This is a genomic window from Streptosporangium sp. NPDC053982, from assembly GCF_055585205.1.
Genome location: NZ_JBVJKQ010000002.1, coordinates 449,298 through 463,189 on the forward strand (window position 1 = coordinate 449,298; position 13,892 = coordinate 463,189).

The 13,892-nt window shown below is 72.7% G+C and carries 13 protein-coding genes; 7 read left to right on the top strand and 6 right to left on the bottom strand.

From position 1 onward, the window contains the following. Positions 1-41: 41 nt before the first annotated feature. The 3 genes from disA to ACZ6W9_RS04850 all read right to left on the bottom strand — a co-directional run bounded on the left by disA (position 42) and on the right by ACZ6W9_RS04850 (position 3,361). Entirely contained in the window at positions 42-1,124 is a 1,083-nt protein-coding gene (gene disA / locus ACZ6W9_RS04840; protein ID WP_362933559.1) for a DNA integrity scanning diadenylate cyclase DisA, read from the bottom strand. 132 nt (positions 1,125-1,256) lie between these two features. Beyond that, positions 1,257-2,657, bottom strand: a complete 1,401-nt coding sequence (gene radA / locus ACZ6W9_RS04845) for a DNA repair protein RadA (protein ID WP_389961159.1) — start codon at positions 2,655-2,657, stop codon at positions 1,257-1,259. Positions 2,658-2,809: 152 nt separating this feature from the next. Next, positions 2,810-3,361 (bottom strand): TetR/AcrR family transcriptional regulator, encoded by a 552-nt coding sequence (locus ACZ6W9_RS04850; RefSeq protein WP_470116734.1) that lies wholly within the window; start codon positions 3,359-3,361, stop codon positions 2,810-2,812. A gap of 97 nt (positions 3,362-3,458) precedes the next feature. Between ACZ6W9_RS04850 and ACZ6W9_RS04855 the strand changes: the two genes are divergently transcribed. Together ACZ6W9_RS04855 and ACZ6W9_RS04860 are read left to right on the top strand one after the other, a co-directional pair. After that, on the top strand, positions 3,459-4,199 hold the full coding sequence (locus ACZ6W9_RS04855; RefSeq protein ID WP_389961155.1) for an SDR family oxidoreductase: 741 nt from the start codon (positions 3,459-3,461) through the stop codon (positions 4,197-4,199). A gap of 253 nt (positions 4,200-4,452) precedes the next feature. Next, positions 4,453-5,793 carry a hypothetical protein gene (locus tag ACZ6W9_RS04860; RefSeq protein ID WP_389961153.1) on the top strand — a complete coding sequence of 447 codons (1,341 nt, stop codon included), beginning with the start codon at positions 4,453-4,455 and terminating at the stop codon, positions 5,791-5,793. Positions 5,794-5,957: 164 nt separating this feature from the next. Here the strand turns inward: ACZ6W9_RS04860 and trxA are convergent, their stop codons facing one another. From trxA to ACZ6W9_RS04875, 3 genes are all read right to left on the bottom strand, one after another. Then, on the bottom strand, positions 5,958-6,272 hold the full coding sequence (trxA, locus tag ACZ6W9_RS04865; RefSeq protein ID WP_362933574.1) for a thioredoxin: 315 nt from the start codon (positions 6,270-6,272) through the stop codon (positions 5,958-5,960). Further along, positions 6,269-6,664 carry a MerR family transcriptional regulator gene (locus ACZ6W9_RS04870; protein WP_362933577.1) on the bottom strand — a complete coding sequence of 132 codons (396 nt, stop codon included), beginning with the start codon at positions 6,662-6,664 and terminating at the stop codon, positions 6,269-6,271. Before ACZ6W9_RS04870 ends, trxA begins: the two co-directional genes overlap by 4 nt. Positions 6,665-6,847: 183 nt before the next feature. Next, positions 6,848-7,549 (bottom strand): class I SAM-dependent methyltransferase, encoded by a 702-nt coding sequence (locus tag ACZ6W9_RS04875; protein WP_389961150.1) that lies wholly within the window; start codon positions 7,547-7,549, stop codon positions 6,848-6,850. 238 nt (positions 7,550-7,787) lie between these two features. Here ACZ6W9_RS04875 and ACZ6W9_RS04880 point away from each other — a divergent pair, with 238 nt between their 5' ends. The 5 genes from ACZ6W9_RS04880 (at position 7,788) to ACZ6W9_RS04900 (ending at position 13,891) form a co-directional block, all read left to right on the top strand. Continuing rightward, positions 7,788-8,600, top strand: a complete 813-nt coding sequence (locus ACZ6W9_RS04880) for a sugar phosphate isomerase/epimerase family protein (protein WP_470116735.1) — start codon at positions 7,788-7,790, stop codon at positions 8,598-8,600. A gap of 38 nt (positions 8,601-8,638) precedes the next feature. Beyond that, positions 8,639-9,295 carry a TetR/AcrR family transcriptional regulator gene (locus ACZ6W9_RS04885; protein WP_389961146.1) on the top strand — a complete coding sequence of 219 codons (657 nt, stop codon included), beginning with the start codon at positions 8,639-8,641 and terminating at the stop codon, positions 9,293-9,295. Positions 9,296-9,456: 161 nt separating this feature from the next. Then, a complete protein-coding gene (locus ACZ6W9_RS04890; protein WP_389961144.1) occupies positions 9,457-11,631 on the top strand; it encodes a (Fe-S)-binding protein in 2,175 nt (724 codons plus the stop codon). 311 nt (positions 11,632-11,942) lie between these two features. After that, entirely contained in the window at positions 11,943-12,737 is a 795-nt protein-coding gene (locus tag ACZ6W9_RS04895) for a hypothetical protein (protein WP_470116736.1), read from the top strand. After that, positions 12,734-13,891 carry a glycosyltransferase gene (locus tag ACZ6W9_RS04900; RefSeq protein WP_470116737.1) on the top strand — a complete coding sequence of 386 codons (1,158 nt, stop codon included), beginning with the start codon at positions 12,734-12,736 and terminating at the stop codon, positions 13,889-13,891. The genes ACZ6W9_RS04895 and ACZ6W9_RS04900 overlap by 4 nt, the downstream gene beginning before the upstream one ends. Position 13,892 lies beyond the last annotated feature (1 nt).

A 13,892-nucleotide genomic window follows, 5' to 3' on the forward strand; every position in this document is an offset into this window, starting at 1 on the left:
AAGCGTCAGCCGTAGGGCTCCAGGACGGCTCCAGGACGGCGTCAGACGTAGCGCTCCAGGATGGAGGATTCGGCGAGGCGGGAGAGGCCCTCGCGGATGTGACGGGCCCGCGCCTCACCGACGCCGCCCACCTCCTGGAGGTCGCCGATGCTGGCGGCCAGGAGCTTCTGCAGGCTGCCGAACTGGTCGACCAGGCGGTCGACGACCGTGCCCGGCAGCCGGGGGACCTTGGCCAGCAGGCGGTAGCCCCGGGGGCTCACCGAGGCGTCCAGGGCGTCGCTGCCCGGGTGGCCGAGGACCCGCGCGACGACGGAGAGGTCGAGCAGGTCGCTGGAGGAGAGCTCGTCGAGGTCGTGCAGGGCCTCGGCGAACCCGCGCCGGCGGCCCCCCGTGGGGAGGTAGTCGCGCACGATCAGCTCGCGGTCGGTCTCGGTGCCGGCCACCAGCTCGTCGAACTGCAGGGAGAGCAGGCGGCCGTCGGTACCGAGCTCGACGACGTATCCGGCGATCTCCTCGGAGATGCGCCGGACCATCTCCAGGCGCTGGGCGACCACCGCGACGTCGCGGACCGTCACCAGGTCCTCGATCTCCAGGGCCGAGAGCGTGCCGGAGACCTCGTCCAGGCGGTGCTTGTAGCGCTCCAGCGTGGCCAGGGCCTGGTTGGCCCGGGAGAGGATCGCCGCGGACTCCTCCAGCACGTAGCGGACGCCGTCGAGGTAGAGGGCGATGATCCGCATGGACTTGCTGAGGGTGATCACCGGCAGGGACGTCTGCACGGCCACCCGCTGGGCGGTGCGGTGCCGGGTGCCGGACTCGTCGGTCGGGAGGGACGGGTCGGGCATCAGGTGCACGGCCGCGCGGACGATCCGCAGATCACCGGAGTTGAGCACGATGGCGCCGTCCATCTTGGCCAACTCACGCAGCCGCGTCGCGGAGAACTCGACGTCGAGCTCGAAGCCGCCACTGCAGATCTCCTCGACCGTGCGGTCGTAGCCCAGCACGATCAGGCCGCCCGTCTGACCGCGCAGGATGCGCTCCAGGCCGTCGCGGAGGGCGGTGCCCGGTGCGACGGCGGCCAGGACGGCTCTGCGGCGCTCGTCCAGTCCTTTGTACGTCGTTGCCACTTGACCCCCGTGGTCTGCGCGTCAGCCCCAGCTTACCCACGAAGCCTCTCCGGAACCCGGGATGCGGGTCCTCACCGGGGGCCTCAGGCACCGGCCCGCACCGAAGCCTCAGGTGGAGGCCGCGAGGGAGCCTCAGGTGACGTGGGTGAGGGCGTCCCAGACGTTCTCCGCCTCGATGACGTCGAAGCCGGGCGCGAAGCCCGCGGCCCGGCCGCCGACCGGGACGAGGGAGCGGTCCGCGCCCTTGCGCCGCCCGCTGTCCAGGGAACCGGCCGGGACGAGGGCGCGGGTGAAGCCCAGCCGGGCGGCCTCCGACAGGCGGCGCCGTACGTCGCGCACCGGGCGCAGCTCCCCGGCCAGGCCCACCTCTCCCATTACGACCAGCCCGGGTGGCAGCGCCTTGTCTCCGGCCGCGCTCGCCACCGCGAGCATCACCGACAGGTCGATCGCCGGGTCGTTGAGCTTGATGCCGCCCACGGTGGCGGTGAAGACGTCGCAGCCGCCCAGCTTGGCGTTGAGCCGCCGCTCCAGCACGGCCAGCACCATCGTGACGCGGTAGGCGTCGAGCCCGGAGGTGGAGCGGCGCGGCTGCTGGGCCTCGGTCCGGGCGACGAGGGCCTGGACCTCGGCGGGCAGCGGCCGGGTGCCCTCCAGGGTGACGGTGACGCAGGTGCCGGGCACGGGGTCGGTGCGGTGGGAGACGAACAGGCCGCTGGCGTCGGCTATGCCCTCGATGCCGTCCTCGTGCAGGTCGAAGCAGCCGACCTCGTCGACGGGGCCGTAGCGGTTCTTGATCGCGCGGACCATGCGGAGCCGGGAGTGGCGGTCGCCCTCGAAATGGAGCACGACGTCGACCAGGTGCTCCAGCGTGCGGGGGCCCGCGATCGAGCCCTCCTTGGTGACGTGGCCGACCAGGACCGTGGACATGCCGCGCTCCTTGGCCAGCCGGACGAGGTTGCCCGCGACCTCCCTGACCTGGGTGACGCCGCCGGGGACGCCGGTGGCCTGAGCCGAGCCGATGGTCTGCACCGAGTCGACGACGAGCAGGTCGGGACGGACCTTCTCGACGTGCGTGACCAGCGCTCCCAGGTCGGTCTCGGCCGCGAGGTAGAGGTGCTCCTGGATCGCCCCGATCCGGTCGGCCCGGACCCGAACCTGGGCGGCGGACTCCTCTCCCGTGACGTACAGCACGGTCTGCTGCCTGGCCATCTTCGCCGCGGCGTCGAGCAGGAGCGTGGACTTGCCGATGCCGGGCTCCCCGGCCAGCAGGATCACCGCGCCGGGCACCACGCCGCCGCCGAGCACCCGGTCGAGCTCGGAGACGCCGGTGCCGCGGGCGTGCGCCACCTCGGCCTTGACCTGCCCGATCGGGACGGCCGGGGACGACACCGCACCGGCGGAGGCCACGTGCACGCCGGCACGCGCGTTCTCCTCCTCGACGGTGCCCCAGGCCTGGCACTCACCGCAGCGACCCACCCACTTGGCGGTCTGCCAACCGCACTCACCACAGCGATAGCCGACCTTCTTAGCCATGGCCGCACGCTACCGGCATCGACCGACAACTTTCACCCGTCCGCGGCACGCGCCGTACGGGAGCGGCTTCGCCGTGGTCGGCGGGAGCGGCGCCGCCGCCGGGTGCGGGAGCGGTTCCGCCGGGTGCGGGAGGCGTCCGGCCGTGGGCCCGCTCAGGCGTGACGGCGCAGGCCGTCGAGGACGACGCCCAGGAGTCGGTGGGCGCGGGTGTCCCACTCCGCGGGTTCCAGGCGGGTCAGGCAGCCGATGAGCAGGATGACGTCACGGGCGCCCACGTCGGGGCGGACGACGCCCTCCGCCTTGCCCGCGTCGAGGAGCGTGGTCAGGGCCTCGCCGATCGGGCCGAGGCTGTGCGCGGACAGGTCCTGCCACACCCCCACCTCGACGGCCGCGAACACCTCGCGCTTGACCTTCGCGTACTCGGCCACCCGGTCCAGCCAGCCGGCCAGGGCGGGAAGCGGCGGGTGCGCGGCGAGCAGTTCCGGCGCGGCGGCCACGAGGTCGTCAACGTCCTTGCGGTAGACCTCGGCGAGCAGGGCCTCCCGGGTCGGGAAGTGGCGGTAGAGGGTTCCCTGGCCGACGCCCGCCCGCTTGGCGATCTCGTTGAGCCTCACCTCGTCCGCGTTCGCGACGACCTCTCGTGCGGCCTGGAGGATCCGCGCGCGGTTCTCGGTGGCGTCGGCTCGGCGACGGGGTGCGTTCATCGGTCCTCCGCAGGACGGATTGGCTAAGCGGACACGTGTCCGTTACGGTGGGGGCATCCAAGCGGACACGTGTCCATTTTATTGCGGAGGAAATCCCATGTCAGCCATCAGGGGCAGGGTCGTGGCCATCACCGGGGCGAGCAGCGGGATCGGCGAGGCCACCGCGCGCCTGCTCGCCGAGCGGGGCGCCGCCGTCGTGCTCGGCGCGCGGCGGACGGACCGGCTCGACGCGATCGCCCGGGAGATCCGCGCCCGTGGCGGGCGCGCCGTCACCCTCGCCGTCGACGTCACCGCCCGCGAGGACCTCGAACGGCTCGTCGGCCTGGCCGTGGCGGAGTTCGGACGGCTCGACGTGCTGGTGGGCAATGCCGGAATCAGCAGGATCGGTCCCGTGGCCGACCTGGACGTGGCCGGCTGGTCGGCGATGATCGACGTCAACCTGCGCGGCGTGCTGCACGGCATCGCCGCCGCGCTGCCGGTGTTCCGCGAGCAGGGGCAGGGCCACCTCGTGACCACGGTGTCGACGGCCGGGTTGAAGATCACGCCCACGATGGCGGTCTACGCCGCGACCAAGAACGCCGTGCGCACCCTCCTGGAAGGGCTGCGGCAGGAGTCGACCGACGGCGTGCTGCGGACGACGGCGGTCTCCCCGGGCTACGTGCGCACGGAACTCGCCGGCTCCATCGACGACCCCGGGATCCGCGAGGAGATCCGCCGCAACATGGACCGGTACGCCATCGCGCCGGAAGCCGTCGCCCGCGCCGTGGCCTTCGCCGTCGAGCAGCCGCGTGACGTGGAGATCGGTGAGATCGTCATCCGTCCGACGGTCCAGGGCTGAGCCGGCCGCCCCGCGTCCGGACAGGCTCCGCCTGGGACCGCCCTTCGGGAGGGTGCTCCACGTGGCCGCCCCGCGTCCGGACCGGTCCCGTACGGCCGGCCGCGATGACGAACGGCTCCGTCGCGGTGGGCGAGTGGGCAGGCGCCGGGCCGGAAACGGCTTAGCCGCGGGAAACGGGCGGGTAGGTGCCGATCGGGGAGCGGGAGGACGGCCGGGGCTGCCGCGGCCGGGTGGCGGCGCGTACGATCTGGCCATGTCCGGACGGTTGGTGACGATCGTGACGTTGGTCGTGCTGCTGGCGGCGTGCGGTTCGGCCGACCGGCGGCCCTCGGCCGGGGAGACGCCCGGCGCGACCGGCTCGGGCCGGGGCTCGCCCGGCGTGACGGCGGCCCCGTGGACCGAGGTCGCGTCGCCGTCGCCCGACCCTTCCGCGCCCCCGTGGGCCCAGACCCCGGTGAGCGAGCGGGGCGGGTCGATGACGAGCACGGTGGCGTTCGCCGCCGACGACGCCTGGGCGGTCGGCGGGGTGGACGAGGGCGACACCCTGATCACCCGCTGGGACGGCCGTGCCTGGCGCGAGGTGGCCCCGCCCGTCAGGGCGTCGGAGGAGGTCCGCTTCCGGTTGCTGGCGGCGTCGTCCCGCGACGACCTGTGGGTGTTCGCCGACGACGCGCGCGCCTGGCGCTGGACGGGCGCCGGGTGGGCCCCCCGGGGCGGCCTGGCCCGCACCGACGGTACGGCCCGCCCCGGTGCGAACGGTACGGCCGGCACAGACGGCACAGACGGCACAGACGGTACGGCCGGCCCCGGTACGAACGGCCCGGGCGGTACGGCGGGCACGAACGGTACGGCGGGCACGAACGGTACGGCGGGCACGAACGGCACGGCCGGGGCCGGCGGGCTCTGGTTGCGGGCCGCGGCCGTCGCGGGACCGCGCGACGTGTGGGTGGCCGGCACGACCCGGGGCGACCCCGCACGCCCGTTCCTCGGCCGGTGGGACGGCTCGGCCTGGTCGGAGCTCCCGCTGCCGCCCGGCGCGGAGGTGAACGATCTCGGCGCGCCGTCGCCCCGCGACGCGTGGGCCGTGGGCCGGACGGGCGGCCAGGCCATGATCATGCACTGGGCGGGGGAGCGGTGGGATCCCGTGCCGGCGCCGCCCGTGCCGGGCGCGCGGGGCACGGTCCTGGACCGCGTGCTCGCGGTGTCACCGGACGAGGCGTGGGCGCTGGGCACGGCCGAGGTGTCCGACAGCGAGAGGCATCAGCTCCTGCTGCGCTGGGACGGGAGCCGGTGGAGCACGGCCGGACCGCTCCCGGAGGACACGCGCCTCACCGCCCTGGAGTCCGACGGGCGCGGCGGGATCTGGGCCGGAGGCGAGAGCCGGGGCATCGGGGACGGGAACGAGGACGACGGGGAAAGGACGATCCTCCACTTCGACGGCGCGGTCTGGACGTACGGAAGGACGCCCGGCACCCAGCCGGGCCCCGTCGTGAACGACCTCGCGCGGTCCCCGGACGGCGACCTGATGGTCGCGGTCGGCGGCAACCCGGACTACGACGAGGACAGCGAGGCCTGGATCTGGACGCGGCGCTGAGTCATCCGGCCCGCCGAGTCACCTGTCCCGCTGAGCCGCCCTGTCCCGCTGAGCCGTCCGCCTGCGCTGAGCCGTCCGCCTGCGCTGAGCCGCCCGGCGCGCGGGGCCGCCCGGCGCGCGGGGCCGTCCCGGTCGTGACGGCCCCGCGGAACGCGATGAACGGGTCAGATGTGGCCCTCCAGGTCGGCGAGGAGGAGGCGCTTGGGCTTGGCGCCCACGATCTGCCGGACCACCTCGCCGCCCCTGTAGAGGTTGAGCGTGGGCAGGCCCGTGACGCCGTAGCGGGCCGCGATCTCCGGGTGTTCGTCGGAGTTCAGCTTGGCGATCGTGAGGCGGTCGCCGTACTCGGCCTCGATCTGCTCCAGGACCGGCGCGATCATCCGGCACGGCGGGCACCACTCGGCCCAGAAGTCCACCAGGACGGGCTTGTCGCTCTCCAGCACCTGCTCGGCGAAGTTGTCGGCGGTCAGATTGATCATGATTCTCCCTCGTTCCGGTCGGGAGGCGGCCCGAACATGCATCCCGGGCACGCCGCGCCGAGCTGGGCGGCCACCTCGGCCCGGCGCGTGAGCAGCGTGCGGATCTCGTCGTCGATCTCGGTCAGCTTGCGCCGGTAGACCTCCACCGACTCCGGGCACGAAGCCCCCGACTCGTGCCCGGCCCGCAGGCACGCCACGAACGGCCGGGCGTCCTCCAGCGTGAAGCCGACGGTGAGCAGCGACCTGATCTCGGTGACCAGTCGCAGGTCCGCCTCGCTGTACTCGCGGTAGCCGTTGGCCGCGCGTCGCGCGGTGATCAGCCCCTGCTGCTCGTAGTAGCGCAGTGCCCGGGTGCTGACCCCGGCACGTCTGGCGAGCTCTCCGATCCGCATCCGGACCTCCTCACCCCGTCACGGTAGGCGTTGACGTCAGCGTCAAGGTCAAGCCGTACGGCGGGCGATCCCATCCCGGTTCCCCGCCTCCGTTCGGTCACGGTTCCCGTTCCGTCGTGGTTCCCGTTCCGGCACGGGGCCGGTCCCGCCGAGGTCTCACTCCTCGTTCTCACCGGCCAGGGGTCAGAAACGCCGCCAGCGCAGCACGTTGGGGTAGTCGATCTCCAGACCGGGGGTCTCGGCGATGGCCTGAGCGGCGACCTCGGGGGTGAACTCGATGCGCAGCACCGCCTCCAGGTCGGCGCGGCGCTCGAAGGACATGCGCAGGTCCAGCGGCCTGCTCTGCCATCCCTGGCGGGTCCAGAAGCGTTCGACGGCCTCGGCGGAGTAGCCGGCGGGGACCGACCGGCCGAACCAGCGGCCGAACGCGCCGCGGCCGGCGTCCAGGTCGATGACGAAGGCCGCGCCGCCCCGCCGTACGACGCGGGAGAGCTCGGCGAGGCCGGGCTCGCAGCCGGGGCCGAAGAAGTACGCCCAGCGGGCGAAGGCGACGTCCACCGACGCGTCCGGGAGCGGCAGGTCCTGGGCGGCGGCCACGTGGACCTCGACGCCGGGCAGGGCCCGGCAGCGGCGGCGGGCGAGCCGGGCGAGTCCCTCGTGCGGCTCGACGCCGATCACGCGGGAGGCCGTGGCCGCCAGGGAGGGCAGGTGGTAGCCGGTTCCGCAGCCGATGTCGAGAACCGTCGCGCCGTCCCACGGCCGGATGGCGGCCATCGCCGCCTCGGCGCGCCCCTCCGGGTCCACGGCGCGGTTCTCCAGCTCGTAGACGTGCGGGGTGTTCCAGATGTTCGGGCTGGGGACGACGCCCCTCAACGGCCTGGGCATGCGTTCACGGTAGCGGTGTGTTCTCCGTCGCATCCGCGAGGCCGACTCCACAGGTCGCCCGGCGCGCTTAGGCTGGCAAGGTGAGCGAGCGAAGCGGACGGGACACCGGGCGCGGGGAGGCAGGCCCGCGCGCGTCCCGGGCAGGCGGCCCGGAGACCCCGGTGGACGTGCGGACCGGCGGACGCCGCGACGCCCGTTCGCGCGAGCTCCGCGAGCTCCGAGCCGGAGGGAAAGACAGATGAGCGTTGTCCGGGAACCCAGTGCGAAGATCGCTTTGTCCACCGCGTCGGTTTACCCAGAACGCACCCCGGACGCCTTCGAGCTGGCCGCGCGTCTCGGATACGACGGTGTCGAGATCATGGTGGGCGCCGACCCCGTGAGCCAGGACGTCGACGTCCTGGAGCGTCTGTCCGACCACTACCAGCTGCCGATCCTGGCCATCCACGCCCCCTGCCTGCTGGTGACCCAGCGGGTGTGGGGCAAGGACCCCTGGGCCAAGCTCCAGCGGGCGCAGCGGGCCGCCGAGCGGGTCGGGGCGCGGACGGTCGTGGTGCATCCGCCGTTCCGCTGGCAGCGCGACTACGCGCGTGACTTCGAGATCGGCCTGGCCCGGATGCGCGATGAGACCGACGTTGCCTTCGCGGTGGAGAACATGTTCCCGCTGCGGGCCCGGGGCAACGAGGTGGTCCCCTACTCGCCGGGCTGGAACCCGGTCGACTACGACTTCCCCCAGGTGACCCTGGACCTGTCGCACACGGCGGTGTCCGGTGTCGACGCCATGGAGATGTTCGGCAAGCTCGGCGACCGGATCGCGCACCTGCACCTCGCCGACGGGCTCGGGGTGGCGAACAAGGACGAGCACCTGGTCCCCGGCCGGGGGAACCAGCCGTGCGCGCCGATCCTGGAGCGCCTGTCGGCCGGCGGCTTCGGCGGCCTGGTGGTGCTGGAGATCAACACGCGCAAGGCGGCCAGCCGTACCGAGCGGATCGACGACCTCACCGAGGCGCTGGCCTTCGCCCGCCGCCACCTCGCCGCGCCCTCGAAGGCCTGAGGGGCGCGGGGCCGGGCGGAGGGCGCGAGGACATGGGCGTGGAGGGCGCGGGACGCGCCGGCGGTGAGGGCGGCGTGGCGGACGCGGCGGCGGTCAGGCGGCGTCCGGGGCGCAGGCCGGGGTCGGCCGACACCCGGGGGCAGATCCTGGCGGCCGCGCGCCAGATCTTCGCGGAGAAGGGGTTCGACCGGACGACCGTCCGGGGCATCGCCCGGCAGGCGGGGGTGGACCCGGCGCTGGTCCACCACTACTTCACGAGCAAGGCGGGGGTCTTCGTCGCCGTCATGGACCTGCCGATGAACCCCGAGGAGGTCGTCCCCGTCCTCGTCGGCGGGCCGCGCGGGGAGGTCGGCGAGCGGATCGTCCGGTTCGTCCTGGGGCTGACCGCGGACCCGGAGGCGCGCCAGCCGCTGCTGGCCATGATCCGCACCGCGATGACCAACGACCAGGTGGCCGCCACGGTGCGGGAGTTCTTCACCGAGGAGCTGCTGGATCGGGCCGCCCGGGGTCTCGGCATTCCGCGGATCCGGATGGAGGCGGCCTTCTCCCAGATGTTCGGCCTGATCGTGATGCGGCATGTGCTGCGGCTCGATCCGCTCGCCTCGGCCGGGGTCGAGGAGCTGGTCGCGCTGTTCGCGCCGACGATCCAGCGGTATCTGGACGAGGACCGACCGGCTCGCCCGACACTTGCGTAGAGCATTGTTCTGGACGCGGATTGACCGTATGGTGGCCACGGTCGCCGCGGGTCCGGGACCGACAACATGTTACCGATGGGTAGGATCTGTGGTAACCCGTCGTCACCGTGGATGACCGGCGGTCGTACGCTGGCAGCCAACGCCGTCTGTGGGAGGACCCCGTGCTCTGGGTAGCGGTCATCGGGCTGGTCATGACAGCCGTCGCGGTCACGCTCGCCGCGCGTCGCGTGCTGTTCCTGTACAACCTCGCCACCGTCGGGCCACCCGCGCCCGAACGGATCGAGTACGCCAGGAACAACGTGGGCGCGGAGATCAAGGCCCAGCTCGTCGAGGTCTTCGGGCAGAAGAAGCTGCTGAAGTGGACCCCGTCGGGCACCGCCCACTTCTTCGTCATGTGGGCGTTCTTCATCCTGGCCACCGTCTACCTGGAGGCGTACGGCGCGCTGATCCAGGGCGGCGTCACCGGCAGGCCGGACTTCCACATCCCCCTCATCGGGACCTGGCCCGTCCTGGGCTTCCTGCAGGACTTCATCGCGGTCGCCGCCCTGCTCGGGCTGGTGGCCTTCACGGTCATCCGGATCAGGAACTCCCCCAGGAAGCTCGGCCGCAAGTCGCGTTTCTCCGGCTCGCACCTCGGCGGCGCCTGGCTCGTCCTCTTCATGATCTTCAACGTGATCTGGACGATGTTCCTCTTCCGCGGCGCCGCCTTCAACACCGGCAACCTGCCCTACGCCTCCGGGGCGTTCGCCTCCGAGGCGGCCGCCGCGCTGCTGCGGCCGCTGGGCGAAACGGCCAACGAGGTGCTGGAGGGCGTCGGGCTGCTGCTGCACATCGGCGTCATGCTGGTGTTCCTCGTCATCGTGGTGAACTCCAAGCACCTGCACATCTTCACCGCGCCGCTGAACGTGATGTTCTCCCGCCGCCCCGACGGCAACGGCCCCGCCCAGCCGCTGCGGATCGACGGCCAGGTCGTCGACTTCGAGGACGAGGACCTCGACGGTGACCGGCTGGGCCGCGGCAGCATCAAGGACGTCGGCTGGAAGGGCTTCCTCGACTTCTACACCTGCACCGAGTGCGGCCGCTGCCAGTCGCAGTGCCCGGCCTGGAACACCGACAAGCCGCTGTCGCCGAAGATGCTGATCCTCGACCAGCGCGACCACGCCTTCAAGATCGCTCCCTACCTCATGGCGACCGAGGAGCAGCGCGCCGACCTGCACGAGGACGTGCTCGCCCTGCTGGACAAGCCGCTGGTCGGCGAGGACGGCGTCATCCACCCGGACGTGCTGTGGTCCTGCACCAACTGCGGCGCCTGCGTCGAGCAGTGCCCGGTGGACATCGAGCACATCGACCACATCCTCGACATGCGCCGCTACCAGGCGATGGTGGAGTCCAACTTCCCCACCGAGGCCGGCGTCATGGTCCGCAACCTGGAGAACAAGGGCAACCCCTGGGGGATGTCCGAGATGAAGCGGGCCGACTGGATCGAGGAGCTCGCCTCCCGCGAGGAAGACCCCATCGAGATCCAGCTCGTCGACGAGAAGATGCCCGAGGACACCGAGTACCTCTTCTGGGTCGGCTGCGCCGGCGCCCTGGAGGACCGGGCCAAGAAGACCACCAAGGCGGTCGCGGAGCTGCTGCACGTCGCGGGCGTGAAGTTCGCCGTGCTCGGCCCGATGGAGGCGTGCTCCGGTGACCCGGCCCGCCGCCTGGGCATGGAGTACCTCTTCGACATGCTGGCCAAGCAGAACATCGAGACGCTGAACGAGGCCGGGGTCAAGAAGATCGTCGCGACCTGCCCGCACTGCTTCAACACCCTGGCCAACGAGTACCCGCAGCTCGGCGGGACCTTCGAGGTCGTCCACCACACACAGCTGCTGGCCAGGCTGGTGGACGAGGGCCTGCTGGTGCCGGTCACGCCGATCGACGAGAAGATCACCTACCACGACCCCTGCTTCCTGGGCCGGCACAACAAGGTCTACTCCCAGCCGCGCGACATCATGGCCAAGGTGCCCGGAGTGCGGACCCAGGAGATGCACCGGCACAAGGACCGTGGTTTCTGCTGCGGCGCCGGTGGCGCGCGGATGTGGATGGAGGAGCGGCTCGGCAAGCGCATCAACACCGAGCGCGTGGACGAGGCGCTGACCACCGACCCCGACACCATCTCCACGGCCTGCCCGTTCTGCCTGGTCATGCTGGGCGACTCGATCAACGAGAAGAAGAACGCGGGCGAGGCCAAGGAGAGCCTGGAGGTCGTGGACGTCTCCCAGCTCCTGATCAGGTCCATCAAGGGACAGCCCGCCGAGCCGCCGGCCGAGCCGGCGGGGACGGCGGTCTGAGGCGCGGCGCCGCGGTTCTCCGGCTCCGGAGAGGTTCCGGGTCACGCTCCGAAGAGTCTCCGGGGGACTCCGGGTCACGCTCCCGGGCCTTTCCGGATCATGCTCCGTGGAGGCCCGGGACCCCGCTCCGGCGGGGTTCCGGCCTTCACCGTCTGAGAGCGACGTGACCACGGTCCGTGTTTGCCGGTCGCACTGACAACCGGTCAAGGTGGTGAGAAAAGGACATCAGGTCCTAAACTCTTTCTCCACATAACGGGTAAATCACGGTAACCTCAACGTCGCACAGCTCATTCGACGGGAGGGGGCTAGTGATGCGCGTCATCGTCACCGACGCCGAGGTCACGCTGGCCGACGTCCTCTCGTTACGCGTGGCCGCCGACGCCCCGCTCACCGGCCACGCCGACCTGGTCCTGCGTCACCGGGCCACCGGGACCGAGCGCCGGGTGGCGCTGGGGCCCTTCGGTGAGGAGACGCGGGACGCGACGCTGGCGGTCTCCCTCGCCCCGCTGACGCTGGATCCCGGCCGCTGGGACACCTACCTCGAACGCGGCGAGACGCGCGACCGGATCCACAGCGTCGACCCGGGTTTCTCCCTCGATCGTCTGGAGACCTACGCGCTGGGCCGCCGTACCCTCGCCTACCGTTCCTACCGCACCCGCACCGGGTTCCTGGCGCTGCGGGTGGAGCGGGCCGCGCCCGCGGCCGAGGTGCGGGCGGTGTGGTTCCGGGAGGGGCGCTTCGAGGTCACCGGGGTACTGACCTTCACCGGGCTCGACGACGACGAGTCACGGCACGAGGCGCGGCTCGCGCTTCGCCGCAACCGGCCCGACGCCGCGCTGACGGTCGGTGCGACGGTCCAGGGGGTGCGCTTCCACGCCGCGCTGTCCCTGTGCGACGTGCTCGCCGCCGCGCCCGAGCACCCCGGTACCTGGGAGCCCTCGCTGGAGGTGGACGACCTGGCCGAGCCGCTCCGCCTGGGATCCTGGCTGGACGACGTGGACGGCAAGCGCCGCCGCCTGCACTACCCGGCCGCGCGGATCGACGGGGTGCCGATCCGGCCCCGCTACACGCTGGACGACGAGCTCAGGATCGAGGTCGGCGGGTGAGGATCTGCCTGCTTGTCCCCTCCGTCTACGGCATGCGCGGCGACGCCCGATCGGTCGTCAACCTCGCGGAGGCGCTCTCCCCGCGGCACGAGGTGGAGATCCTCAGCGTCCGCCGTCATCGGGAGCGGCCGTTCTTCCCGGTGCGGGCCGGGGTGCGGCTGTCGTGGGTGGTCGACGACCGGCCCGGCGTGCGGCACCTGCTCCCGTCGGGACAGGTCCGCACCGACGTCGCCCTGTGGCGGCGGCTGCGCTCCCTCAAGACCGACGTGCTGATCAGCACCAGGCCGGGCCTGAGCGTCCAGGCGGCCAGGCACGCGCCCCGCGACGCCGTACGGATCGCCCGCGAGTGGGGCCGTCCGCCGGCCGTCGCGTCGATCAGGCGGTTCTACCCCCGGCTGGACGCGGTCGTCGCCGCCACCGAGGCCGGCCGCGCCGAGTGGGAGGACGTGGCCGGGGGGACGGCCACGGTCACCGTGATCCCGGACGCGCTTCCCGGCGGCCCCTGGCCGCGCTCGCGGATGGACAACCGCCTCGTCGTGGCGGGCGGACGCTGGGTGCCGGCGAAGTCCTACGACCTGCTGATCCGCGCGTTCGCCACCGTCGCCGACAAACGCCCCGACTGGCGGCTCCGCCTGTACGGCGGGGGCCCGGAGGACCGGCGGCTGCGCGCCCTGGCCGCCGAACTGGGCCTGCACAACCACGTGTACTTCATGGGCACCACCCCCGACCTCGCCGGAGAGTTCGCCAAGGCGTCGATCGTGGCGACGACCGCCAGGACCGAGGGACTCGGGATGACCGTGATCGAGGCCCTGGCCAGCGGGGTGCCGGTGGTCGGGTTCGACGGCCCCGGCGGGGCGGGGGAGTTCGTGACCGACGGCCGCAGCGGTGTGCTGGTCCCCCCGGGAGCGGACGGGGACCAGGACGGCGCCGGACCCGCCGGGGAGAACGGGGACCGTGAGCCCGCCGGATCCGCCGGGTCCGCCGGGGAGAGCGAGGTCCGGGCGTACGCGTCCGCGCTGCTCGCCCTCATCGACGACGAGCGGCGGCGCAGGGAGCTCGCGGCCGGCGCGCTGGCCGCGGCCGCCCCGCACCGGGCCTCCTCGGTGGCCGAGCGCTGGGAGAAACTGATCGCGGACGCCGCCCGCCCCGCCTGAC